The 23,533-nt window shown below is 69.5% G+C and carries 28 protein-coding genes, 1 pseudogene and 1 riboswitch; of the genes and pseudogenes, 10 read left to right on the top strand and 19 right to left on the bottom strand.

From position 1 onward, the window contains the following. Positions 1-49: 49 nt before the first annotated feature. Positions 50-676 (top strand): hypothetical protein, encoded by a 627-nt coding sequence (locus ACIBF5_RS17930; protein WP_396812854.1) that lies wholly within the window; start codon positions 50-52, stop codon positions 674-676. 162 nt (positions 677-838) lie between these two features. Here the strand turns inward: ACIBF5_RS17930 and ACIBF5_RS17925 are convergent, their stop codons facing one another. Continuing rightward, positions 839-2,041: a chorismate-binding protein gene (locus ACIBF5_RS17925; RefSeq protein ID WP_396812852.1), complete on the bottom strand. Its 1,203-nt coding sequence runs from the start codon at positions 2,039-2,041 to the stop codon at positions 839-841. A 123-nt stretch (positions 2,042-2,164) separates the two neighbouring features. On the opposite strand from ACIBF5_RS17925, the gene ACIBF5_RS17920 reads away from it, so the two are divergent. After that, the gene (locus tag ACIBF5_RS17920; protein ID WP_121161311.1) at positions 2,165-2,365 is read left to right on the top strand and encodes a DUF5999 family protein; all 201 of its coding nucleotides are present in this window, start codon (positions 2,165-2,167) and stop codon (positions 2,363-2,365) included. 169 nt (positions 2,366-2,534) lie between these two features. Here ACIBF5_RS17920 and gcvP read toward each other — a convergent pair whose 3' ends face one another. Further along, positions 2,535-5,357, bottom strand: coding sequence for an aminomethyl-transferring glycine dehydrogenase (gcvP, locus tag ACIBF5_RS17915; protein ID WP_396812850.1), 2,823 nt, complete (start codon positions 5,355-5,357; stop codon positions 2,535-2,537). Positions 5,358-5,436: 79 nt separating this feature from the next. Next, positions 5,437-5,535, bottom strand: a riboswitch (glycine riboswitch). Between the two features lie 312 nt (positions 5,536-5,847). Between gcvP and ACIBF5_RS17910 the strand changes: the two genes are divergently transcribed. Then, complete coding sequence (locus ACIBF5_RS17910; RefSeq protein WP_396812871.1) at positions 5,848-6,222, top strand: winged helix-turn-helix transcriptional regulator; 375 nt, start codon at positions 5,848-5,850, stop codon at positions 6,220-6,222. A gap of 72 nt (positions 6,223-6,294) precedes the next feature. Beyond that, on the top strand, positions 6,295-7,293 hold the full coding sequence (mgrA, locus tag ACIBF5_RS17905; protein ID WP_396812848.1) for an L-glyceraldehyde 3-phosphate reductase: 999 nt from the start codon (positions 6,295-6,297) through the stop codon (positions 7,291-7,293). A gap of 71 nt (positions 7,294-7,364) precedes the next feature. Here the strand turns inward: mgrA and ACIBF5_RS17900 are convergent, their stop codons facing one another. The 12 genes from ACIBF5_RS17900 to ACIBF5_RS17845 form a co-directional block, all read right to left on the bottom strand. Then, complete coding sequence (locus tag ACIBF5_RS17900) at positions 7,365-7,841, bottom strand: group 1 truncated hemoglobin (protein ID WP_396812846.1); 477 nt, start codon at positions 7,839-7,841, stop codon at positions 7,365-7,367. Between the two features lie 154 nt (positions 7,842-7,995). Further along, a complete protein-coding gene (locus ACIBF5_RS17895; RefSeq protein WP_396812844.1) occupies positions 7,996-8,553 on the bottom strand; it encodes a vancomycin high temperature exclusion protein in 558 nt (185 codons plus the stop codon). 240 nt (positions 8,554-8,793) lie between these two features. After that, positions 8,794-9,402 carry a MerR family transcriptional regulator gene (locus ACIBF5_RS17890; protein ID WP_396812842.1) on the bottom strand — a complete coding sequence of 203 codons (609 nt, stop codon included), beginning with the start codon at positions 9,400-9,402 and terminating at the stop codon, positions 8,794-8,796. 185 nt (positions 9,403-9,587) lie between these two features. Further along, positions 9,588-10,052, bottom strand: a complete 465-nt coding sequence (locus ACIBF5_RS17885; protein WP_121161317.1) for a bifunctional nuclease family protein — start codon at positions 10,050-10,052, stop codon at positions 9,588-9,590. Between the two features lie 217 nt (positions 10,053-10,269). Beyond that, positions 10,270-10,977 carry a MerR family transcriptional regulator gene (locus ACIBF5_RS17880; protein WP_396812868.1) on the bottom strand — a complete coding sequence of 236 codons (708 nt, stop codon included), beginning with the start codon at positions 10,975-10,977 and terminating at the stop codon, positions 10,270-10,272. Between the two features lie 56 nt (positions 10,978-11,033). After that, positions 11,034-11,486 (bottom strand): FHA domain-containing protein, encoded by a 453-nt coding sequence (locus ACIBF5_RS17875; protein WP_396812840.1) that lies wholly within the window; start codon positions 11,484-11,486, stop codon positions 11,034-11,036. Between the two features lie 213 nt (positions 11,487-11,699). Next, positions 11,700-12,080 carry a glycine cleavage system protein GcvH gene (gene gcvH / locus ACIBF5_RS17870; RefSeq protein WP_121161323.1) on the bottom strand — a complete coding sequence of 127 codons (381 nt, stop codon included), beginning with the start codon at positions 12,078-12,080 and terminating at the stop codon, positions 11,700-11,702. Between the two features lie 60 nt (positions 12,081-12,140). Then, positions 12,141-13,094 (bottom strand): DUF881 domain-containing protein, encoded by a 954-nt coding sequence (locus ACIBF5_RS17865; protein WP_396812837.1) that lies wholly within the window; start codon positions 13,092-13,094, stop codon positions 12,141-12,143. A gap of 10 nt (positions 13,095-13,104) precedes the next feature. Next, the gene (locus ACIBF5_RS17860; RefSeq protein ID WP_121161327.1) at positions 13,105-13,437 is read right to left on the bottom strand and encodes a small basic family protein; all 333 of its coding nucleotides are present in this window, start codon (positions 13,435-13,437) and stop codon (positions 13,105-13,107) included. Then, on the bottom strand, positions 13,434-14,378 hold the full coding sequence (locus ACIBF5_RS17855) for a DUF881 domain-containing protein (protein ID WP_396812835.1): 945 nt from the start codon (positions 14,376-14,378) through the stop codon (positions 13,434-13,436). Before ACIBF5_RS17855 ends, ACIBF5_RS17860 begins: the two co-directional genes overlap by 4 nt. Then, positions 14,375-15,016 carry a CDP-alcohol phosphatidyltransferase family protein gene (locus ACIBF5_RS17850; RefSeq protein WP_396812833.1) on the bottom strand — a complete coding sequence of 214 codons (642 nt, stop codon included), beginning with the start codon at positions 15,014-15,016 and terminating at the stop codon, positions 14,375-14,377. The genes ACIBF5_RS17855 and ACIBF5_RS17850 overlap by 4 nt, the downstream gene beginning before the upstream one ends. 399 nt (positions 15,017-15,415) lie before the next feature. Beyond that, positions 15,416-16,579 carry an LLM class flavin-dependent oxidoreductase gene (locus ACIBF5_RS17845; RefSeq protein WP_396812832.1) on the bottom strand — a complete coding sequence of 388 codons (1,164 nt, stop codon included), beginning with the start codon at positions 16,577-16,579 and terminating at the stop codon, positions 15,416-15,418. A 220-nt stretch (positions 16,580-16,799) separates the two neighbouring features. Here ACIBF5_RS17845 and ACIBF5_RS17840 point away from each other — a divergent pair. Then, positions 16,800-16,940 (top strand): annotated as a pseudogene (locus tag ACIBF5_RS17840) (ATP-binding cassette domain-containing protein); the annotation flags it as partial. A 60-nt stretch (positions 16,941-17,000) separates the two neighbouring features. Here the strand turns inward: ACIBF5_RS17840 and ACIBF5_RS17835 are convergent. Continuing rightward, the gene (locus tag ACIBF5_RS17835) at positions 17,001-17,741 is read right to left on the bottom strand and encodes an SAM-dependent methyltransferase (RefSeq protein WP_396812831.1); all 741 of its coding nucleotides are present in this window, start codon (positions 17,739-17,741) and stop codon (positions 17,001-17,003) included. A 141-nt stretch (positions 17,742-17,882) separates the two neighbouring features. On the opposite strand from ACIBF5_RS17835, the gene ACIBF5_RS17830 reads away from it, so the two are divergent. After that, entirely contained in the window at positions 17,883-18,395 is a 513-nt protein-coding gene (locus tag ACIBF5_RS17830) for a GNAT family N-acetyltransferase (protein WP_396812829.1), read from the top strand. A 23-nt stretch (positions 18,396-18,418) separates the two neighbouring features. Here ACIBF5_RS17830 and ACIBF5_RS17825 read toward each other — a convergent pair whose 3' ends face one another. Next, positions 18,419-18,718 (bottom strand): antibiotic biosynthesis monooxygenase, encoded by a 300-nt coding sequence (locus ACIBF5_RS17825; protein ID WP_396812828.1) that lies wholly within the window; start codon positions 18,716-18,718, stop codon positions 18,419-18,421. A 270-nt stretch (positions 18,719-18,988) separates the two neighbouring features. Here ACIBF5_RS17825 and ACIBF5_RS17820 point away from each other — a divergent pair, with 270 nt between their 5' ends. The 3 genes from ACIBF5_RS17820 to ACIBF5_RS17810 all read left to right on the top strand — a co-directional run bounded on the left by ACIBF5_RS17820 (position 18,989) and on the right by ACIBF5_RS17810 (position 20,743). Continuing rightward, a complete protein-coding gene (locus ACIBF5_RS17820; RefSeq protein ID WP_396812826.1) occupies positions 18,989-19,933 on the top strand; it encodes a universal stress protein in 945 nt (314 codons plus the stop codon). 97 nt (positions 19,934-20,030) lie between these two features. Next, entirely contained in the window at positions 20,031-20,240 is a 210-nt protein-coding gene (locus ACIBF5_RS17815) for a phosphatidylethanolamine-binding protein (protein ID WP_396812825.1), read from the top strand. Further along, entirely contained in the window at positions 20,237-20,743 is a 507-nt protein-coding gene (locus ACIBF5_RS17810) for a hypothetical protein (RefSeq protein ID WP_396812823.1), read from the top strand. The genes ACIBF5_RS17815 and ACIBF5_RS17810 overlap by 4 nt, the downstream gene beginning before the upstream one ends. Positions 20,744-20,838: 95 nt before the next feature. Here ACIBF5_RS17810 and ACIBF5_RS17805 read toward each other — a convergent pair whose 3' ends face one another. Further along, positions 20,839-21,033 carry a hypothetical protein gene (locus ACIBF5_RS17805; RefSeq protein ID WP_396812821.1) on the bottom strand — a complete coding sequence of 65 codons (195 nt, stop codon included), beginning with the start codon at positions 21,031-21,033 and terminating at the stop codon, positions 20,839-20,841. 134 nt (positions 21,034-21,167) lie between these two features. On the opposite strand from ACIBF5_RS17805, the gene ACIBF5_RS17800 reads away from it, so the two are divergent. Further along, on the top strand, positions 21,168-21,839 hold the full coding sequence (locus ACIBF5_RS17800; protein ID WP_396812819.1) for a hypothetical protein: 672 nt from the start codon (positions 21,168-21,170) through the stop codon (positions 21,837-21,839). Between the two features lie 29 nt (positions 21,840-21,868). On the opposite strand, the gene ACIBF5_RS17795 is transcribed toward ACIBF5_RS17800, so the two are convergent. Together ACIBF5_RS17795 and ACIBF5_RS17790 are read right to left on the bottom strand one after the other, a co-directional pair. Continuing rightward, positions 21,869-22,048, bottom strand: coding sequence for a hypothetical protein (locus tag ACIBF5_RS17795; protein ID WP_396812874.1), 180 nt, complete (start codon positions 22,046-22,048; stop codon positions 21,869-21,871). A 156-nt stretch (positions 22,049-22,204) separates the two neighbouring features. After that, positions 22,205-23,518 (bottom strand): hemolysin family protein, encoded by a 1,314-nt coding sequence (locus ACIBF5_RS17790; RefSeq protein ID WP_396812817.1) that lies wholly within the window; start codon positions 23,516-23,518, stop codon positions 22,205-22,207. Between the last annotated feature and the right edge of the window lie 15 nt (positions 23,519-23,533).

Raw genomic sequence — 23,533 nt, 5'->3', positions numbered from 1 at the left:
CCTGTTACGTGTGTGCGGCTCGGTACCCCCGATTGGAAGGTGAACCATCGTGAAGACGACTTTCACCGCTGTTACCAAGACTTCGTTCGTTCGTAGGACCGCCCTGGGTGTCGCCAGCCTCGCCTTCATCGGTGGTGCTGTCGCCGGTCCCGCGTCGCACGCGTTCGCGTCCCCGGCCGGGCACACTGCACCGGCGATGACCACCGTCGCGCAGGAGACTGCCGTCAAGCCGGGCATGGACAAGCTCGTCCCGCACGGCACGCAGGGTGCGCAGTCGCAGATCAGCCTGTCGAAGGAGCAGCTTGCCAACGCCAAGGCGATCACTGATACCGCCAAGAAGCTGGGTATGGGTGAGCGTGGTGCGGTGATCGCGGTCGCTACCTCGATGCAGGAGTCGAAGTTGGAGAACCTGGGTCATCTGGGTGACATGAACGACCACGACTCCCTGGGCCTGTTCCAGCAGCGCCCGAGTAGTGGTTGGGGTACCCCGGCCCAGATCACCGATCCGACGTACGCGGCGACGGCGTTCCTGAGCAATCTGAAGCAGGTGGATGGTTGGCAGGATCTGCCGTTGACGGTGGCGGCGCAGAAGGTTCAGGTGTCGGCGTTCCCGGACGCGTACGCGCAGTGGGAGAACCAGGCCGCCCACATCGTCCAGGACGTCTGGACCAAGTAAGCAACCAGCACAACGACACCACCAGCACAGCGAACAAGAGCCGGGCCCCGGAAACGGGGCCCGGCTCTTCACGTACCCGAAGGAATTAAGCTAAGGCACCCGGCCGTAGCGTGACCGCCGGGTGGCCCAGGGGGCCGCCCGCATGTCTGCATCGTTTAGGGGTCAGCGTGGTGGCCCGGCGGCGAGGACGGCGCGTACGGGGCCGGCCTTCGCCGCTGCCTCGGCCACCTCGGCGTCCGGGTCACTGTCCCAGGTGATGCCGCCGCCGGCCCAGACGTGCAGCCGTTCGCCGTCGGCGGCTGCGGTACGGATGGTCAGCCCGAGGTCGATGTGGTGGGGGCCGACCCAGCCGAGGGCTCCCATACCGGCTCCCCGTCCGACCGGTTCGAGGGCGGCGATCTGGTGCAGTGCGGAGACCTTGGGGGCGCCGGTCACCGAGCCGCCGGGGCAGACCGCGCGGAGCAGGTCGGCGACGGTGAGGCCATCGGCGGCGCGGGCCGAGACGGTCGATTCGGCCTGCCACAGGTCACACCACTGGCGGATCTTGTACAGCTCGTCGACGTGGACGGAGCCGGTGGCCGCGATCCGGGCGAGGTCGTTCCGTTCCAGGTCGACGATCATGATGTGCTCGGCGCGTTCCTTGGTCGAGGTGAGCAGTTCGACCCGACCCGGTGCGGTGGCCGGCCGGGTGCCCTTGATCGGCCGGGTGACGATGCGGCCGCCGCTCACCTCGACCAGGGTTTCCGGGGAGGCGCAGCCGATCGCCCAGCCGGCGCCGGTGAGGACTCCGCCGTAGCGGGCGTTGGAGAGCCGACCGAGTCGGGTGAGGGCGGGCAGCGGGTCGCCGGTGTATCGGGCGCTGGCATGGCCCACCACGTTGACCTGGTAGATGTCGCCGCGTCCGATCGCGGCGCGGGCGGCGGTGACGGCGGCGGCGTGCGCTTGCGGTGTCCAGCTCGGTTGCCACGGCCCCAGCCACCAGTCGGTGCTCGGCTGCCGGCGCGCCGGGCGGGAGCGGCCCGGGTGGTCCCGGAAGGCGACGGCGACCACGTCGGGTACGGCGGGTGCGGGGCTCGGCGGCCCGGCCGGTGCTCCGATCATGGTGGCGCCGGCGGCGGCGGAGACGTAGAGCGCCGCTCCGGCGGCGGGACCGGTGTGGGTGGTGGTCGGGCGCAGCGCCCCCTGGCCGAGTCCGTGATCGGTCAGAAACCGTTGCACCAGCTCGGCTGGGTCGCCGGGCTGGCCGACGTACCATTCGAATCGGTCGAGCTCGGTCAATGAATCGAGGTATGCCGATGGCATCGCGGGGGTCGAGGCGACCCCGTATGGGAGCGTTTCCACGACGAGTGGCCCATTCTCCATCATCCGTTGGGTGGATTCTCCCCGGTTGGCGCGGATCCCTGCTCGATGTAGCGCCGTTTGACTTGGTACCGTGCGTCACTGGTCATGTGAACCATGACACAGCACCCCCACAGTCCGGAGAACCCGATGTGCCAGCACCAACCCACCTGTCCCTCCGCCGAGGCAACCGACCGGGAAGCCGCCCGCGTCATCGCCTGCTTTCGTGAGCAGGGCTGGAGCCTGCTCTGCAACGGTGTGATTGTCTTCGAGGACACCGGCGAACTACTCCCCGACGGCAGCATGATCGCACCACACCGTGGCCCCGCTCGACACGCACTCGTCGCCTGACCGATCACAGTCGGTGATCACGGCGGGCACCGTGCGGTCCGCCGGTCGCGGGCATAGGCCGATCAAGGCCGTCCCCGCCGATCAACGAACATCCTCGCCCCGGTCAACCAGACCCGGGGCGAGGACATCCGACGTGATCGGCGCGGACTACCTTGATCGCACCTGAGCGTCAGTCCTCGAACGCGTCCGGCGGCGGACACGCGCAGACCAGGTTCCGGTCGCCGTACGCGCCGTCGATACGCCGTACCGGCGGCCAGTACTTCGCCGCCCGGTCGACCCCGGTCGGGTACGCCGCCACCGACCGCGGGTACGGGTGCGACCACTCGTCACCGGTCACCATCGCCGCGGTGTGCGGGGCGTTGCTCAGCGGATTGTCCTGCGCCGGCCACTGCCCCGCCCCGACCAGGTCGATCTCCTCCCGGATCGCGATCATCGCGGCGCAGAACCGGTCGAGTTCGGCCAGATCCTCGCTCTCCGTCGGCTCCACCATCAGGGTGCCGGCCACCGGGAACGACATCGTCGGCGCGTGGAACCCGTAGTCGATCAACCGCTTCGCGACGTCGTCGACGCTCACCCCGGTCGCCTTCGTCAACGGCCGCAGGTCGAGGATGCACTCGTGCGCGACCAGGCCCTTGTTGCCGGTGTAGAGCACCGGGTAATGCGCCCGCAGGCGGGACGCGACGTAGTTCGCCGCCAGGACCGCCGTCCCGGTCGCCCGGGTCAGCCCCTCGGCGCCCATCATCCGCAGGTACGCCCACGGGATCGGCAGGATCCCCGCCGAGCCGTGCTGCGCCGCGGAGATCACCGGCTGCCCGTCGCCCGACCCACCGAGCGGGTCACCGGGCAGGAACGGTGCCAGGTGCGACCGGACCGCCACCGGGCCGACGCCCGGGCCGCCACCGCCGTGCGGGATACAGAACGTCTTGTGCAGGTTCAGGTGGGACACGTCCGCGCCGAACTTGCCCGGCCGGGCGAACCCGACCAACGCGTTCAGGTTCGCGCCGTCGACGTACACCTGGCCACCGGCGTCGTGGACCTTCGCGCAGAGCGACGCGATACCGGTCTCGTACACCCCGTGCGTCGACGGGTACGTCACCATGATCGCCGCCAGGGTGTCCCGGTGCGCCTCGATCTTCCGGTCGAGGTCGACCAGGTCGACGTCACCGTTGTCGTCACAGGCGACCACGACGACCCGCATGCCGGCCATCACCGCGCTCGCCGCGTTGGTGCCGTGCGCCGACGACGGGATCAGGCAGACGTTGCGGTGCCCCTCCCCACGCCGACGGTGGTAACCACGGATCGCGAGCAGCCCGGCGAGTTCCCCCTGGGAACCGGCGTTCGGCTGCACGCTGACCGCGTCGTAGCCGGTCACCTCGGCCAGCCACCCCTCCAGGGAGGTGACCAGTTCCCGGTAGCCGGCGGTCTGCTCGACCGGGGCGAACGGGTGCATGTTCGCGAACTCCGGCCAGGTCACCGACTCCATCTCGGTGGTGGCGTTGAGCTTCATGGTGCACGATCCGAGCGGGATCATGCCCCGGTCGAGGGCGTAGTCGGAATCCGACAACCGGCGCAGGTACCGCAGCATCGCCGTCTCGGAGTGGTGCCGGTGGAACACCGGGTGGGTCAGGTAGTCACTGTCGCGCCGCAACGCCACCGGCAACGTCTCGGTGACCTCACCGGTGAACTCCGGCACCCCGAACGCGGACCAGACCGCGCTCAGGTGCGCGTCCGTGGTCGTCTCGTCGCACGAGACACCAACCCGGTCGGCGTCGACCAGCCGCAGGTTCACCCCACGGGCGGCGGCGTCCGCGACGACCTGCGCGGCGCGCCCCGGGACAACCGCGGTCACCGTGTCGAAGAATGCCGTCCCCACCGTCGACACCCCACCGGCGACCAGGCCGGCGGCGAGCCGGGCCGCCACCCGGTGGGTACCGGAGGCGATCCGACGCAGCCCGTCCGGGCCGTGGTAGACGGCGTACATGCTGGCCATCACGGCCAGCAGCACCTGGGCGGTGCAGATGTTGCTGGTCGCCTTCTCCCGCCGGATGTGCTGCTCCCGGGTCTGCAACGCCAGCCGGTACGCCGGGTTGCCGTCCGCGTCACGCGACACCCCGACCAGCCGGCCGGGCAGCATCCGCTCCAGGCCGGCGCGGACCGCCAGGTAACCGGCGTGCGGGCCACCGAATCCCATCGGTACGCCGAACCGCTGGGTGGTGCCGGCGGCGATGTCGGCACCGATCTCCCCCGGCGGTCGCAGCAGGGTCAGGCCGAGCAGGTCCGCGGCGACGGTCACCAGTGCGCCGGCGGCGTGTGCGGTCTCGACCAGTGCGGTCTGGTCACGGACAACCCCGGACGCACCCGGGTACTGCAGGTGCAGCCCGAAGAACTCGGCCGGCAACTCCTCCGCGTCGAGGTCGACGATCCGCACCTCGATGCCGAGCGGTTCGGCCCGGGTCACGATCACCGAGATCGTCTGCGGCAGGGTGTCGGCGTCGACCACGTACACCGGGCTCTTGCTCTTCGACGCGCGGCGAGCGAGGGTCATCGCCTCAGCCGCCGCGGTGCCCTCGTCGAGCATCGAGGCGTTCGCGGTGGCCAGCCCGGTGAGGTCGGTCACCATGGTCTGGAAGTTCAGCAGCGCCTCCAACCGGCCCTGGCTGATCTCCGGCTGGTACGGGGTGTAGGCGGTGTACCAGGCCGGGCTCTCCAGCACGTTGCGCCGGATCACCGCGGGTGTGTGGGTGCCGTAGTAGCCGAGACCGATCATCGACACCGCGACGGTGTTACGGGCCGCGATCGCCCGCAGTTCGGCGATCACCTCCGCCTCGGTCGCCGGGGCCGGCAGGTCGAGCGTGCCGTGCCACCGGATCACCTCGGGGATCGCGGCGTCCATCAGCTCTTCGATCGAGTCGTAGCCGACGGTCTCCAGCATTCGGCGTTCACCGTCGGCGTCCGGGCCGATGTGACGGTCGGCGAACTGGTCTGCGGTCATGGCGGCTCCCGGGGCGAGGTCGACGATGCGGCCTCCCCCTCTGTCACACCCACGCGCTGCGCGCGGCGCTCCACAGTCGCCTGCCCACGAGGTCCTTTTGCCTGAGAGGTTCCGGGGAGGATTTGCCCCTTCGGCGCCGCCCTGACATGTGCCGGGCGGTCTCTCCCACGTGGGTGTTACCGGCGTGGTCAACGCTACCAGCGGGTCTGTTTCCGGCGGGTATCGGGCCTGGCCGGACGGGACGGCGACGTACGGAATCCGCGCGACGGCGGGAACCTCCCGGCCACCTTGGACCACCCCAGACCGACACGAACCGGACCGGCGTCCGTGGCGGCCGAAGGCCCTACCACCCAGCCCAACCGCCCGGAAGGATACAGTTTGTGACAACGACCACGGGCCGTACACACGGCGACCGCACGACCGGGACGGAGGATTCCACGTGGCGCCCCCACCCCACCACCAAGAGGCACCGGCACCCGCGTCGGCCGACATGATCGCCGACTGCACCGTTCGTCACGTCCTCGACCGCGTCGGCGGCAAATGGAGCATCGGAATCATCGTCGCCGCCACCCGCGGACCGATCCGGTTCACCGAACTCGAACGCTGCGTCGAGGGCATCAGCCGACGCATGCTGACCCTCACCCTGCGCAACCTCGAACGCGACGGCCTGCTCGTCCGAACCGTCTACCCGACCGTGCCCCCGAGAGTCGAGTACACCGCCACCGACATGGCCCGTGAACTCCACGACACCCTGCTCGCCCTCACCCACTGGGCGGAACGGCACCGGGCCGCCATCGCCGCCGCCCGGGTCGCCTACGACCGGGAACAGCGCGGCGGCACCGAACCCGAGCAGGCAAGCTGCTGACTCACTGCGACGCGTGACACGCCTGCCCCAGCCGCACACGCCGCCAGCGGATCAAATCAATAGGGTGGGACCGTGACCGACACCTACCGCGCCGCCACCGGCCGCTACGACTCGATGACCTACAACCGCGCCGGCCGAAGCGGTCTCCGCCTGCCCCCGATCTCCCTCGGCCTGTGGCACAACTTCGGCCACGAGCGCCCCTGGCAGCGTCAACGCGACATCGTCCGGCGCGCCTTCGACCTCGGGGTGATCCACTTCGACCTGGCGAACAACTACGGCCCCCCGCCCGGCTCCGCCGAGGAGAACTTCGGCCGCATCTTCGCCGCCGACCTGGCCCCGTACCGCGACGAACTTGTCATCTCCACCAAGGCCGGGTACGACATGTGGCCCGGCCCGTACGGCGAGTGGGGCTCCCGCAAGTACCTCATCGCGTCCCTGGACCAGTCGCTGCGTCGGATGGGCCTCGACTACGTCGACATCTTCTACCACCACCGCCCCGACCCGGACACCCCGCTCGAAGAGACGATGGGCGCCCTCGACGCCGTCGTCCGCGCCGGCAAGGCCCAGTACGTCGCCATCTCCAACTACAACGCCGAACAGACCGAGAAGGCCGCCGCGATCCTGCGGGACCTCGGCACCCCGTTGGTGCTGCACCAGCCGTCGTACTCGATGGTGAACCGGTGGATCGAACGTGACCACCTGCTCGACACCCTGGAGAAGGTCGGCGCCGGCTGCATCGCCTACAGCCCCCTCGCCCAGGGCCTGCTCACCAACCGCTACCTCAACGGAGTCCCCGACGACTCCCGGGTCCGCACCAGCCGCTTCCTCAACGAGGAACAGCTCAGCGACACCACCATGGCCAAGGTCCAGGCACTCAACGCGATCGCCGCCCGCCGCGGCCAGAGCCTGGCCCAGCTCGCCCTCGTCTGGGCCCTGCGCGACCCTCGGATGACCAGCCTGATCATCGGCGCCAGCAGCGTCGAGCAGCTCGAGAACAACATCGCCGCGCTCGACAACGTCGAACTCAGCGACGACGAACTCGCCGAGATCGAGCAGTACGCCACCGAATGACCGAACCGTGATGGGCTGTGTTCGTCCGATCGGACGAACACGGCCCATCACGCCTTTCGCGTGGCCAAGGATCAGACCCGAGCGTCCCCGCCCGTGACCACCTGCGGCTCCACCCGCACCAGAGCCGCCCGGATGTCGGCCACGACATCTGCCGGGACGTCCATCCACTCCAACGTCGCCACCAGGTACCCACCCACCATGCTGTAGTGCGCCGGTGGAATACCCAACCCCTGGTGCGCTTCGGTCAACCCCCGACCGTCGTACGTGTCCGGCCCGCCGAGCAGCACCGTCAACATCAACGCCAGATGACGCCGCTGACCCGCCATCTCCACCGACTCGAAATAGCCGGCGAGCTCCGGGTCGGCCAGCACCCGGTCGTAGAAGATCCGCACCGCCGCCTGGACCGCCACAGCGCCACCAATGCGCTGGTACGCCGAACCACCGCCCACCGCAGTGCCACCGTCGACCGGCTCCCCCGCCGGTCCCCCCGACAGCAGCCCCGTAGGGGCCTCCCCCGTGGAGAATGTGTTCGCTTCGGTCTCCGTCACGGCCTCGTCCTTCCCGCTCGGTAGCCGCGACCCGACCCCCAGGTCCACGGCACAGATGCGGTCACCCGAGCGGGCCGAGAACCCTGCCACGACCCCGTCAGACCGGGGCGACCGCAGTGGGGACGATAACCCAACACTTACACACTGTCACGCATCAGTCACCGAAAGACAGCGCGTCGTCCACACTCGACTCACGCGGCCCCAGAAACACCGGATCACGACGACTCCACACGTCGTACACCGCCTTCACCGCCGCGAGCCGCTCCCGGAAATTCCCCCACCGCCACGCCCGATCGAAACGACTCACCGACTCATCACCCACACCCACCGCATCCAACCCCACCCGACGACACAACGTCACCGCCCGCTCCACATGAAACGCCTGCGTCACCACGATCACCCGCCGTACACCAAAAATCCGCGACGCCCGCACACACGAGTCGTACGTGTCGAAACCCGCATGATCCTGAACCACACGCTCAGCAGGAACACCCCGGTCGACCAGCCACCGCCGCATCGCCCCCGGCTCGTCGTACTCCCACCGACGATGATCCCCCGACACCAGCACCACCCGGGCCTTGCCCGCGTCGTACAGCTCCTTCGCCAACCCCAACCGAGCCGCCAGAAACGGCGCCGGAGTGCCATCCGCGGACACCTGCGCCCCCAACACCAGCACCACCGGCGCCGCCGGAACCCCGGCCACGTCGTACACGTGCGCCCGCGCCGAACGCTTGACCCAGACCACACTGCCGAACACCACCAACGGCCCCAGCAACACGGCCACCAACCCCGCCACGAACAACCGACGCCGCCACACACGCCAACGACGCCGCCGGGTCACCGACCGCAACGGACCAACAGCCAGCGAATCAACAGCCAGCGAATCAACAGAACAGGAAGAATCCGGGACAGCCGACATCCTCACATTGTGACCGGCACACCCGACAAACGATCAGCCAGCCCGGCGCCGCGCCCGACGGGCCGCCAACTCGTCACCAGCGGACTCCGACGCCCCCGGCTCCACGGCCACACCGACCGGCTGCACACCCCCCGCCGGCTCCGCCGGCAGGTGCGACAACGACCCCTGGATCTCCTTGAACGCCCCACCGATCGCAATCCCGAAGACACCCTGCCCACCCTGGAGCAGATCCACGACCTCCTCCGGCGACCGGCACTCGTACACCGTCGTCCCGTCCGAGATCAACGTGATCCCCGCAAGATCCCCGACACCACGCGACCGCAGCGCCTCAATCGCCTTACGGATGTTCTGCAACGACACCCCGGCGTCAAGCAACCGCTTGACCACCTTCAGGACCACCAGATCCCGAAACGAGTACAACCGCTGCGTCCCCGACCCCGAAGCATCCCGGATACTCGGCACCACCAGCGTCGTACGCGCCCAATAGTCCAACTGCCGGTAACTGATACCCACCGCGTGGCACGCCGTCACCCCGCGATACCCCACCGCACCGTCCTCCTCCAAGGAAGGATCAACCGGCGCGACGCCGTCAGTGTGGCGATGATCTGATGTCCCCGGATCAGGGTCCTGTGGCTCGTGCATCCGGACAACCTCCCCGCCAGTGCGGTGACACGTCGTTTCCGGGACGTGCACCCCTCGACAAGGCAACCCTATAGCGACCCAGGAGCGATAAGCCGCAGGAATCATCGCGACACGCCGTGCGAAGACGACACGCGCCGCACCGGACACATCACGCTACGACCGCACCCCACCGGCACAGCCGACCCTCAACCGGCGAAATCCTCCGGCTGCACCTGCTCCAGGAACTCCCGGAACTTCTCGACCTCGTCCTCCTGCTCATCAGGAATAACGATCCCGGCCTCGGTCAGCACCTGCTCCGCACACCGAATCGGCGCACCAACCCGCAACGCCAACGCGATCGAGTCAGACGGCCGCGCAGACACCCGCAACCCATCCCCGATCAGCAGGTCAGCGTAGAAGACGTTCTCCTTCAGCTCGGTGATCTCCACCGCGCGCAACGGCGCCTCCAGCGCCGCCAGAATGTCCCGCAACAAATCATGGGTCAACGGCCGTGACGGCTTGACCCCCTGCTGCTCGTACGCGATCGCGGTCGCCTCCACCGCACCGATCCAAATCGGCAGGTAACGGTCGCCCTCGACCTCCCTGAGCAGGACGATCGGCTGGTTGCTGGGCAGCTCCACCCGAACCCCGACCACGCTCAGCTCGCGCACCGCCGCCTCCGTGTCGTTGTGTACTTCCCCAGCGCCGACGCGCCGCGACCAAACCCCTCAGCCACCGCGACACCGGCCCTTTCCCTGCACGGTACACGGGCCGCGAGACGGTCGTCCCACGCGCGCCGCCCGTACCAATTCCACCGGGACAGGGTTACCCCGCGAAGCCTACGGCACGCCCGCGACAGCAGATCTTTCCCACCGCGCCACCGCCACCTCAGCGCCCCAGGACCGACCGCAACCCCACCCGCACCAACGCCGCATGCAACCGCTGCGACAACCCCACCAACTCCCGCGCGACCTCCGCCGCCCGAGCCCGCGCCGCCGGATCGTTCTGCCGGGCCAACGGCGCGATCAACTGCTCGAACAAGCCCACCTCACGGTCCGCGGCCGTCCGGAACGCCCGCAGATGACGCGGCTCCAACCCGTACGCGGCCAACCCCGCCACCGCCTGCGCGATCACCACCGCGTCAAGGTCATACCAACCCGGCGGACGAGAAACGATCAACCCGAGCCGCTCCAACTCGGTCAACGTCACATCATCGATGCCCGTACGCGCAACCAGATCAGCCCGATTCAACCGCGAATCCGCCGACTCGACCGGCCCGGCCGAGCCACCGTCCCGCCCCGGAACCTCACCCGCCGGCCCCACCGCGACCAACGCCGGCCGCTGCCGCCCAGGACTCTCCGGCTCCTGCTCCAGACCCGCCAACTGCTCCCGGATCACACGCAACGGCAAATACTGATCCCGCTGCGCAGTCAGCACAAACCGCAGCCGGGCCACATCCTCCCAGCTGTACTTCCGGTAACCGGCCGGCGTACGTTGCGGCTCAACCAGACCCTCGGCCTCCAGAAACCGCAACTTCGAGATCGTGGTGTCCGGAAACTCGACCCGTAGTTGAGCCAGCACCTCACCGATGCTCATCAGCGGCTGGGCCCGACCGGCCGCAGCCGTGGGCGCAGCCGCTGCCGCACGCTCATTCACCCCCGGCCGGCCTCCTCCTCCGGGCGCGGACCGGCGATGAAGACCAACCGGAACTTACCGACCTGCACCTCGTCACCATTGCTCAAGGTGGCCGCCTCGACCCGCTCACGATTGACGTAGGTCCCGTTCAAACTCCCCACGTCCCGGACGGTGAACGTACCCCCGTCCCGGTGGAACTCGGCGTGCCGCCGAGACACGGTCACGTCGTCAAGGAAAATGTCACTGTCGGGGTGCCGGCCACTCGTCGTCACGTCGTGATCCAACAGGAACCGGGCACCGGCGTTCGGGCCACGCCGAACAACCAGCAACGCCATGCCCGGAGGCAACGAGCCCGACATGCGACTCGGAACGACATCGGCATCCGGCCCCTCCAGCACTTCGTCGAGCGCGCCGAGGTTGAGCGTCGATGTGACGTCGAGTGGGGGGAACTCGTCGTCTGGCCGCGTCATGGGACCACCTCACGGATCTGTTCGGTCGGCGTCGGGGTGTGGCGGGTCTGGCCGCCGGGCTGCTAAAAGCCCAGCGGCTGGCTCTCCCGTGCCTGGGAAGGCACATCCACAACGCGCAACTATTGATTCTCGGTCGACTGAGCGAGCCTAGCCAGCGCCGAAATACAGGGCAACCAGACGCGCGGGCCGAGATCCGCCCGCACGAAACCACACTCAGCTCTCGGTCAATTCCCGGTACGCCGCCGCAGAGAGCAGACCCTCGACCGCAGCCGGCCCACCAGGAGCGATCTCCACCAACCAACCCGCACCGTACGGATCAGTGTTGATCAACTCAGGGGTGTCCGTGAGCTCACCGTTACGCGCCACCACCGTGCCACTCACCGGGGCGTAGATCTCCGAAACACTCTTCGTCGACTCGATCTCACCCAGAGACTCGCCCGCCTCGACCACGGCACCCTCCTCCGGAAGCTGCACGTAGACGATGTCACCCAACGCGTCCTGCGCGAAATGGGTGATGCCCACCCGCACCGAACCGCTGCCGTCGCCCGCCACCCACTCGTGCTCGGCCGTGTAACGCAGGTCCTCAGGAATCACCAGCCGCGTCCTTCATCATCCTCGATCGGTACCGCACCCGAAAGGTACGGCCGCGCCCGGTCAGGAGACCGGGCGCGCGTGCTTCAGATCCAACGGAGCACTCAGGGTCGACACGTCGACCACCTCCCGCTCCTGGACCGTCACGTTACCGCCGTCCCCGGTGACCGACGCGACCACCCCGCCCGGAATGTTCAACGCGGTCCGCATCGTCGATGGATCACCAATCACCGTGATCGTGTACGGCCCGGTCAACCGCTTCCCACTGACCACAACCCCCGCACCGTCATCCAGGAAAAAAGTGCTCGCCACGATCCGTACCGCGCCTCCACCACCGGAAATCTGCAACGCCTCCGCACCCGCACCACGCAACTCCTGCACCGCGTCGAGCAACGTCGCCGCCTCGACCGGCTTCGCACCCGCCGAGAACGTCACCGTCAACCCCGGCCCCCGGGCCGGCAACCTCCCCGCCAGGATGCCCAACTCATCCGCCCGCCGCGTCGCCTCGTCCAACGCCGCCTGCCGCCCCTGCGCACCCGACGCGAGCTGCCGCTGACTCTCCTCCAACCCAGCAATGTCCTGACGCAACCGCTCCTCCTGCGACTCCAGATCCGACAGGATCCGCACCAGGTCCTCCTGCCGCGTCGCCGCCAGCTCCGGATCCGCCGAATTGCTCTTCAACTGGACCACCAGCGTGAACCCGAGCAGAGCCAACAACACCGCGATGATCACACTGGCACCGCTCCAGCGAGACCGCCCCGCCACCGGCTCCCCCACCGGACCAGCCGACTCGCCCACCCCCGCCACGTCAACGTCCGAATCGAGCCTCGCAGCCGGCAGATCATCCACCCCAGCAGCGTCCTTCGTCGGCCCGACCACGTCGGAATCACCCGGACCCGACCGCCCAACCCCCTCGGCCCCCGCACCCGAGCCCCCCGGTACGGAGTCGACCGGCAACGCACCACCCACCGGCGTCGCCTCGGCATCAGACCCGCTCTGTCGCTGCTCGTCGCTCATCGCCAGAAACCTACGCCCGGAACAGGTGCCGGCGGATCGCCGCCACGTTGCCGAAAATCCGGACACCGAGGACCACCACCACACCAGTGGACAACTGACCACCCACACCCAACTGGTCACCCAGATACACGATCACTCCCGCCACCAGCACGTTCGAGATGAACGAAATCACGAACTGCTTGTCGTCGAAGATGCCGTCGAGCTTCGCCCGGACCCCACCGAACACCGCGTCCAGCGCCGCGACCACGGCAATCGGCAGGTACGGCAGCAACGCCGCCGGCACCGTCGGGTCCAGCACCACGCCAAGCACAACGCCGGCGAGCAACGCGAGTACAGGGATCATCGGCCGCCTCCGGAGGGACTGAGGGATTCACCGGCACCAGGCGACACCGGACTGTGGGACGCACCCGTACTACCGGACGGCACCGGTGACCCGGAACCAGACGGCGACACCGACGGCACGGCATAACGCAACTGAGGCTCACTCGCCGCCGGAAGAGTCAGGTCATCAGCGCCCCGTACGTCGAACGACATACCGTGCTCGGCCGCCACCTGCCGCAACAACGCCGCCGCAGCACTGTTACGGAACTTCCGCTCCAACTGGTCCGGGCCGATCGCGGACACCTCGTACGGACCCGTCACCGGCCGGAAGTCGACCAGAATCGCCCCACCGGCAGCCCGGATCGTCGACGTCGCAGTGAGCCGCTGACCATTGATCGAAACCGCCTCAGCGCCCGCGCTCCACAAGGCATTCGCGATGTCCTGAAGATCCCGGTCCAACACCCTGCCGAGGTTAGTACCGGCCACCCCGGTCACCGCATCGGGCTCCGAGGGACCGTCGGCAACACGTACCACCACACCGTCGCCCCGTACCCGACCCAACCCGGTGGCCGCCTCCAGATCGCGCAACCGAGCCGCGTCACTACCGGACAGCGCCGCGTCCCGCTGCCGGTTCACGTCCGCCCGCAGCTCGTCGGCCCGACGAGCCAACTGGTCGGTCTCGCCCTCCCGCTGCTTGATCTGCGCCACCAACCCAGCCCGCGCCTGACTGCGGCCCGGCTCTCCCTCGATCGTCTGCCGATACGCCAACGCCAGCAGGAACCCCAGCCCGGCCAGGGTGACGAGGGTGACCACCCGGATCGACGACCGCCGCCACCCGGTCGGTCCACGGCCCGCGCGACGACTCGCCGCCGCATCCGAATAACCGGGATCAAGCGGATTCTGGAACAGCTCGGTAAGGAAATCCGGGGCGTACGTCCGCTCCGGGCCACGCCCGGCGCTCATCCAGCCTCCCGGCGGCGAGCCCCGATCAGACGCGCGGCCTGGATCAGATAGAACAGGCCCGCGGCCCAGTAGAGCACCAGACCCCACCACGCCAACCCCCAACCGATCGCACCGGCCACCGTCGCGGCACCGGATACGGCGTCCGCGAGCAGCAGCGTCGGGAAGGCGGCGAGCAGGATGAACGTGGCCGTCTTGCCGAGATAGTGCACCGGCGGTGGGCCGTATCCGTACCGACGTAGGACGAGCAGGGAGACGAAGAGCAGCAGCTCACGGGCGAGTAGCGCGGCGGTGAACTCCCACGGCACGATCTCACGGGCGGTGAAACCAACCAGGGTGGCCAGGATGTACAGCCGGTCGGCGGCCGGGTCGAGCAGCTCTCCGAGCCTGCTGACCTGGTGCAACCGGCGGGCCACGTAGCCGTCGACCCAGTCGCTGGTGCCACCGACCGCCAGCACCACCAGGGCCGCGACGTCCGCGTGCTGCCCCAGCAAGAGATAAAGGAAGAGGGGCACGCCCAGCAACCGGGCAAAACTGATCAGGTTGGGAATCGTGAGAATCCGAGTGCCGACAACCTCTGACCGGGCGTCGGTGCCCCCGGTTGGCTGGGCATCGTCTGCCCGCGCCGGCCGACGCGACACCGAACCTCCCTCTGCTGCGGACCCGACCTCCCGCTGGCACGGGTCGGTCCGGGACCGTGCGCGCTCCGGCCGGTCTCTGCGAACCCACTTCGGTGGCTTCGACTCGGTCCCGGCTCATGGCCCGACCCTGGCGGCCCGTTGTTGGCGGACGTACCGGGGCTGCTGATTTGCGGTGCCACTATATCCATCCCCTGCTGGTGGCCCGCGTGCGCCGAGGCGGATCGTTTCTACGTGACGCGCGCCACAACCCGTAATGCGTCCTAGGATGCTAGCTCAATACCTGCCCGAACGTCTTACCGATGAGGACGCCACGAGAGCACGGGATGACGCGCACACCGGTGGTGAAGGCCCTTCGCTTCGGACCGCTACACGCGGAGGGCCTTCACCACCGCACGGGGTTCAGTGTGGCGAACTCGACGCTGCGAACGGAACCGCGGCCGGTGCGCTCGCCGTCCGGGACTCCCCCGCCGGGTGCGACCACAGGCCACGCTCCCGCAGAATCGGCAGCACCCCCTCACCGAACCAGTACGCCTCCTCCACGTGCGGATGGCCGGAGAGAATGAACTCGGTGATGCCCAGGGCGTGGTACTCGGCGATCCGATCGGCGATCTCGGTGTGGCTCCCGACCAGGGCGGTGCCGGCACCCCCCCGGACCAACCCCACTCCGGCCCAGAGATTCGGTGCGATCTCCAGCCCGTCGCGGGAGCCGCCGTGGAGCGCGATCATCCGACGCTGACCCTCCGACTCACTACGTGCCAGACCAGCCTGCACGGCCCTGATGTCGGCCTCGGGAATGCCGTCGAGCAACCGCTGGGCCTGGGCCCATGCCTGCTCCGAGGTGTCCCGGGCAATCACGTGCAACCGGATCCCGAACCGGAGTTCCCGCCCGGCCTCGGCCGCCAGCGAGCGGATCCAGGCGAGTTTCTCGGCCACCTGGGCCGGCGGCTCGCCCCAGGTCAGGTAGACATCGGAGTGCGCCACCGCGACCGGCCCAGCCGCCTTGGACGAGCCGCCGAAGTAGATCTGCGGCACCGGGTCCGGCAACCGGCCCAGTTTCGCCTGCTCGACCCGGAGGTGGGGGCCGTCGTGGGTGACCGTCTCACCCCGCCACAAGGCTCGCACCACCTGCAGGAACTCATCGGTACGGGCGTACCGCGCGTCCTTGTCGAGGAAGTCGCCGTACGCCCGCTGTTCGTGGCTCTCGCCGCCGGTGACGACGTTGAGCAGCAGCCGCCCCTGGGACAGGCGCTGGTAGGTCGACGCCATCTGCGCGGCGAGCGTGGGCGACATCATGCCGGGGCGGAACGCCACGAGGAACTTCAGCCGTTCGGTGACCTCGGTCAGCATGGCGGTGGCCAGCCAGGCGTCCTCGCACCAGGCACCGGTCGGGGTCAGCGCCCCCTCGAAGCCGAGCTGTTCGGCGGTTCGGGCGATCTGGCCGAGGTAGGCCACGGTCGCCGGGCGGGCACCGCCGGCCGTGCCGGCGGTCAGTCCGTGTCCGCCGCCGACGATGTCGCGGCTGTCGCCGTAGGTGGGAAGGAACCAGTGGAAGGTGAGTGCCATGGTGTTCTCTCTCGGTCCGGGGAGCAAAGCTGGGGCGCGAGGTCGGTGCGGGGCTGGCTCAGGCCGCGATTCGGCAGCCCCGCCGGGCGGACGACCACGATCGGACCGGCGTTGCCGGTGACGGCGGGCGGCACGCGGGCAGCTTATCGACAATTCCTATCGGTTGAGTAGACCTTTCCGGGGCGACTTGATCCACACCGCCGGGGACCCCCCGGTCCCCGGCGGGCAGGCCCAGCGGGTCATGGTCGCCTACGCGCTGGTCCGAGAACCCGGGGTACTGCTGTGGGACGAGCCGTTCGGGGCGCTCGACGCGCTCACCCGGCTCCGAACGCAGCACGGCTTCGCCTCGCTGCTGGTGACGTTCGGCTAGCCTCGCGCCGCTGCCGGGACCGGCGCCCGCTGCGCCACTCCCGGGCGTCGCCTATTTCAGGGCGAGGCCGCCGTAGAACGCGTCGGGTACGTCGGCGGGCTCGCCGTCCGGACGCCACCGGGCTACCGGGACGGCGCCGTCGACGGTCAGCCGCCAGTTGCCGAGCAGGGCGGGAAAGCCGGCCGGGTCGCGCATGTGGAACCCCTCACCCATCATCGCCAGCGCGGCCGGATGGTCGGCGAGTTCCTGGCCGTCGAAATCGAACGCCAGCATGCTCCCCGCCGGCACGGCACGGTGGAGCTGATCGAGGGCGCGGGCCAGCGTCGGATCGTCGAGGAACGCGGCCAGGCCGAGGAAGACCACGCCGATCGGCTCCCTGCCCCATCCGGGCAGGAACGAAGCGATGGCGGCCGGATCGATGCCGTCCGGGGCGGTCGCGTCCCCGAAGGCGTACCCGGCGCGGTCGTGCCCGGCGAGGATCTCCTGGCCGAGAGCGATGGTGACCGGGTCGATGTCGGTATAGAGGACGTGGGCGCTGGCGGCGACCTCGTGCACGTTGCCCTGAGTGGGCACGCCCGCGCCGAAGACCAGGAAGTTCTCGATTCCCTGGGCCTCCAGGTGGGAGACCACGCGCCCGGAGAAGTCTCGTAGCGAGCGGAAGATCGCCGCGCAGGGGCCGTACGCCCCTTCGAATGCCGTCGCCGCGGCGATGTCCACGGGGAAATGGTGCCGACCACCGAGCCAGTAGTCGATCATTCGAGCGGTACTCGGTGCCAGGGGCGTCTCGGTCATCGACACACATCCTCCGGTCACGGCCGATCGGGGCACCACAGTACACACAGTGGAACCGGTGTCGATGGCGAACAGACCGACGATTGTCACCGTGTCGTGGTGTACTGCGCCGAGTTCGGGGAGCGAGGACGAGGAGAGGTCATGCGACTGCGCAATGTCGAGGCGGGCGACGTCGAGGCGTACGTCCGAATGCGCTGCGATCCGGTGATGATGGCCGAACTCGGCGGTCCGCTTCCCCGCGAGGGGATGGAGGAGAAGGTTACGCAGGACGCGCGCAGCGCGGCGGCAGATCTCGACTGGATCCGGATGATCGTGCCGGACGACGACGTCGTTCCGGAGGCGGTCGCCGGGTCGGTGACACTCTGGGCACACGAGACCGACGGCGAACTGATCTCCGAGATCGGTTGGATGGTGCTCCCCGAGTTCCAGGGGCGGGGGCTGGCCAAGCGAGCCGTTCGGCTGCTGCTGGAGCAGGCGCGCGACGACCGCCGCTGGGGCGAGGTGCACGCCTACCCGGCGACCACGAACGGCCCGTCGAACGGCATCTGCCGTTCGCTCGGCTTCCGCCTGGTCGGGGAACGCGACATATCCTTCGCCGGACGGCTCCTTCGGTCCAACGAGTGGGTCATCGACCCCGGCGTCGACCTGGCGTGAGCCGGTGCGTCGCAGGGGTCCGGTCAGGGGAGACGTCCGTCGAGCATCACCCCTTCCTCGGAGCTGACCAGCTCGTCGACCAACTCGAAGAACGCCTGGATGTACGGCAGGTTCCCGCCCTTCGCACGAGAGGCGGCAAGATCCTCCGGAGAACGCCAGAAGACGATGTCGATCCACTCGTTCTCTGGCAACTGGATCAGTCGGGCGTCGAGGAAGCCCTTCCGGTCGGCTTCGAAGTCGCGCAGCATCGCTGGTCGCGCCGCCAGCAGTTCCTCGGCCCGCTCGGATGACACGCGGAACCGGGTGAGTTCTACGGTTACCATCGTCGCCCCCATGGTGGTCGTGGCGGTCCGGTCGCGACCAGCGGTCGTACCAGACCCTGACGCCCGCTCCGTGCTCGCTCCCGAGACCGGCGCGGCGCAGACGGGCGCAGCGAGCAGACTATCGGCATCAACCCGAACGAAACGGGTGAATCGGCGGGCGGGCTGGCGCCGTTCGTCGCCGGCGGAGGGGGGTACCCACTTCTCCCCCGACCTTTGGCCCACCGCCACCGAGTCCGACCCCCAGCCGCATCCCAGCGCAGGAGGGGAAGCATGGAACCGACCAGCACCTCGCCGGTGGTCGTCGGCGTGGACGGTTCATCCACCGGCCTGACCGCCGTCCACCTGGCGGCCGACGCGGCCGTACGGCGCAACCGCCCGCTCCGCGTCGTACACGCCTTTGTCTGGCCGAAACTGCGTATATCCGGCAAACCGTCCCCCGCTGGGCCGGCCGAGGGCGGCCTGCGTCACCAGGCAGAGCGGGTGGTGACCGAGGCCGTCGCCGAAGCCCGCGCCGCCGCGCCCGGTCTACCGGTCCACGGCGAGGTCGTCGCCGGCTTCGCCACCGCCGTCCTGGTCGGGGAGTCGACCCGAGCCGCCCTCGTGGTGGTCGGCGACCACGGCCTCGGCGGTCTGACCAGCCTCGTCATCGGCTCCGTCGCGGTACAGGTCACCACACACGCCGCCGGCCCGGTGCTCGTCGCGCGGGGCCGCCCCCACCCGACCGGCCCGGTGGTCGTCGGCATCGACGGCTCGGGGCTCTCCGCGAAGGCGATCGAGTTCGCGGTCGAAGAAGCCTCCGTGCGACGGACGCACGTGGTCGCGGTGCACGCGTACCGGCATCCCGTCTCGACCCAGGCGGGAGACGTACTGCCGACCGTCCACGACCGTCAGGCGCTCCGCGACGACGAGGGACGGGTTCTGGCCGAATCGGTCGCCGGCTGGCGGGAGCGCTACCCGCAGGTGGAGATCAACCGACAGCTCATGCCGGGACGCCCCGCGCCGGCCCTGGTGGAACTCTCCCGCTATGCCCAACTCGTCGTGGTCGGCGGCCACGGTCGCGGCGCGCTCAGCGGGCTACTACTCGGCTCGGTCAGCCAGCATGTGCTGCACCACGCCGAGTGCCCGGTCGCGGTCGTCCCCCACCCGACCCCGATAAAGGAACCGCACCCCAGGACCATCACCGACGCGGGCGCGCGCACCCACCCCCAGCCGTAACCGCCGGAGAGTGTCTGTCCGGCCGGCGAATGGCCCCCACCAGGGCGGGTAGACAGCCCGGGTACGCCGTCGGACACAACGGAACGGGGGCAACCCAATGCCAGGACCACGACCGGGCAGTCACGCGTACGACGTCGAACGGGCCCGGCTGCGCAAACTCATCGAAGACTCCGGACGCGCGGCCGACAAGGGCGCGAACACCGTCGCGAACCAGGTCCTACAGGACGATCGTGGCCAGCGAGGCGTCCTGCGCAGCGAACGGGGGCGGGGCCCGAAGGGCGAACGCGGACGCGGCGAGCGGAAGTGACCACGGGACCGTACGGCGGCGCACGGACGGACCACGCACGGGCCGCAGTGGACGGGGCGATCGCCGGCACGGTGGGCACCATCGCACTGAACGCCGCCACATACCTGGACATGACGTTCCGGGGTCGGGGGGCGAGCAGCACCCCGGAGCAGACCGTCGGGCGTCTCGCCGACGCCGTACACCTGAATCTCGGTGCCGAGGACCGGGCGGCGAACCGCCGCTCGGCCCTCGGCACCCTGCTCGGGTACGGCACCGGGGTCGGCACCGCCGTGCTGATCTCGGTGCTGGGCGCCGGACGACGGTGGCCACTTCCGGTTGCCGCCGTGCTCCTCGGCGGCGCGGCGATGTTCTCCGCCGACGCCACGCTCGCCACCCTGAAGGTCAGTGACCCACGGACCTGGAGCCGCTCGGACTGGCTTTCCGACGCGATCCCGCACCTCGCCTACGGCTTCGCCGCCGCCGCCACGTGGTACCGGCTGGGCCGGTCGCGCCGGTCGGCTTGACCGTGCACGCCGAGTCGCGCCCAGCCGGACACCGCCGCGCCCGCTGTCCGTCTCACCAGCTCACGGGAGCGGGCGGATGGTGGAACTCGGTGCTACTACCGGTGGTCGTGCTCAGCGGTCTCGGCCACCGGCCGCGGCGACGGACCGTACGGCGAGACCTGGTCCCGCGGCACCGGTCGCGCCCCACCACCGGAACTCTGGCGCGCGTCGCCGGGACGGGGACCCTTACTGTCCTGCACGGTCGGGTTCTTCCCGTTGCGTCGCATCTCAGGCTGCTGCACGTTCGTCATCACTGTCTCCTTCCGCGCTGGGCACCGATGCGGGGACCGCACCGGCCCGCACCCCACCGGTTACCCGTGGGCCCGCCCGACATGCCGACGCTCCGACCGGGGTACCGGTGCTGCCTGGCGGGTACGCAGAGGGCATGAGCGACGATCGTGAGGTGGTCAGGGCGCTGCTCGACCGGTACGGCCAGACCTACGCCGAGCAGGCCGGGATCGACCTGGCCGACCGCCCGCAGCCGCTGTACCAGTTGCTGGTCCTGACCAACCTGCTGAGTACGCGAATCCGGGCGAACGTGGCGATCGCCGCCGCCCGGGAACTCTTCCGCGCCGGATACCGGTCACCGCAGCAGATGGCGGGAGCGAACCGGCGGAGTCTGCTGGCCGCACTGGGCCGGGGTCACTACCGCCGGTACGACGAGCGGACGGCGACGATGCTTGTCGAGGGAGCCCGGCTCTGCCAGGAGCGGTGGCACGGTGACCTGCGCCGGCTGCGCGAGGAGGCGAGCGGGGATCCACCGGCGTTGCGCCCATTGTTGACCGAGTTTCCCGGTATCGGGCCTACTGGCGCGGAGATCTTCCTCCGCGAGGTACAGGCGGTCTGGCCGGAGCTGCGCCCGTACACCGATCGACGGGTGGGGACCGGGGCGCAACGTCTCGGACTGCCCGCCTCGGCGGACAAACTCGGCGACCTGACCGGTGGCGCCGATTTCGCCCGGCTCGCCTCCGCCCTGGTGCGAGTCTCGCTGGGCGAACAACCGATCGACGACCGGGAGCTGTCCGGGGAGCTGGCACGGGCGGTCGCGGTCCGCTGACTCGTCGTCCCGCTGGCCGTCGCCGCAGCTCAACTTACGGAGCTGCTACTGGGCTTCGTGAGGTGCCAGACGATCAGGGCCGCCACCACCGCCAGCGCGAGGATGGCGTTGGTGACGCCACGACCGTCACTGGTGCCGAAGAAGATCACCGCCAGCCCCGCCAACACGGAGACAAAAGTACGTAATCCCTTATTTTTCACGCGATTCACCGTAATCGCCTTAGTGGGTCAGGTGCGCCGCTCCTTTGCACCATGACCCGAACGGGTGCGGCGAGTCGTCGCGTGACCCGCCGCGCCCGTGGTGGGCCAGCCCACGCCGGCTTCCGCGTGGCAACGGCACGCACACGAACACGGGGGTGCCGACGCTCAGCGCGGGCCCCGTGCGCGGTCGCCGGTATCCCGCCCCGCCGCGCCGCCTGAGGTCTCCCGCAGGCGTACGGTCGCAATGGCGTGCCCGGCGACCTCGACCACCTCCGCGGACCACCCGCTCAGCCGCAGTGTCTCCCCGGGCGCGGTCGGCACGTGCCCCAGCCGGGCCAGCATCAGACCGGCCAGGGTGGTGTATTCGCCGGTCAGCGGAACCCGCAGGTTGACGCCGAGGTCGGGCAGATCGTGCAGCGGAAAGGTGCCCGGGACCAGCAGTGCCCCGTCCGGTTCCCGGACCGCAGACTCCACGTCCCGGTCGGTCTCGTCGTACAGCTCACCGACCACCTCTGCCAGCAGGTCCTCCATCGTGACCAACCCGTCGGTGGCGCCGCGCTCGTCCACCACCAGGGCGATCTGGTGACGTTGCTGGCGGAGCTGTCGCATCGCGTCGGCCACACGGAGTGTCTCGGGCAGGAACACCGCCGGACGGGCCCGCTCGCCGACGCTCCGTCCACCGCCGACCAGGTCCCGGATGTGCACGACCCCGACCACGTCGTCCAGCCCTGACGGCCCGGTCACCGGCGCACGGGACCGACCGGTCTCGGCGAGCAGATGCAACCCTTCGTCGATCGACATCGTCGCGGACAGGCTGGTGACCTCACCCCGGGGCACCAGGATCTCCCGCAGGGTACGGTCCGCGATCTCGAACGCGCCGGTGAGGATCTCCCGCTGCTGCGGCGAAACCCCCCGCTGGCTCACCACCAGCTCGCGCAGTTCGTCGGGGTTGATGTCCTCCCTGGTCGCACGCGGGTCAGCTCGGAAGATCCGGACCACCAGGTCGGTCGCGACACTGAGCAACCAGACCACCGGTCGTACGACGGTCGCGAACAGGTCCAGCGGCCGGGCGACCAGCAGTCCCCACCGCTCGGCCCGCTGCATGGCGATTCGCTTGGGTGCCAGTTCGCCGAGGACCAGCGTGACAAAGGTCAGTACGGCGGTCACCAGCACCACCGCCACCGGTCGGGCGGCGCTGCCGAGGAAAGCCAGGGGTCCGATCAACGGCTGGGCGAGCGACACCGCCGCTGCCGCGCTGGCGAGGAAGCCAGCGAGGGTGATGCCGATCTGCGTGGTGGCCAGGAACCGGTTCGGGTCGCGGGCCAGCCGGGCCAGGGTACGCCCGCTCCGCGAGCCCCGGGCGAGCCCACGCAGCTGACCTTCGCGCAGCGAGACCAGTGCCATCTCACTGCCGGCGAAGGCCGCATTGATCAAGACCAGCAGCAGCACCAGGCCCAGCTCGGTGAGATGTCCCCCCACGACCCTGGCCTCCCC

This window comes from Micromonospora sp. NPDC050417, from assembly GCF_044458865.1.
Taxonomy (GTDB): domain Bacteria; phylum Actinomycetota; class Actinomycetes; order Mycobacteriales; family Micromonosporaceae; genus Micromonospora_G.
The sequence above is the reverse complement of the archived record's forward strand: the minus strand, read 5'-3'. Positions and strand labels throughout refer to the sequence as shown.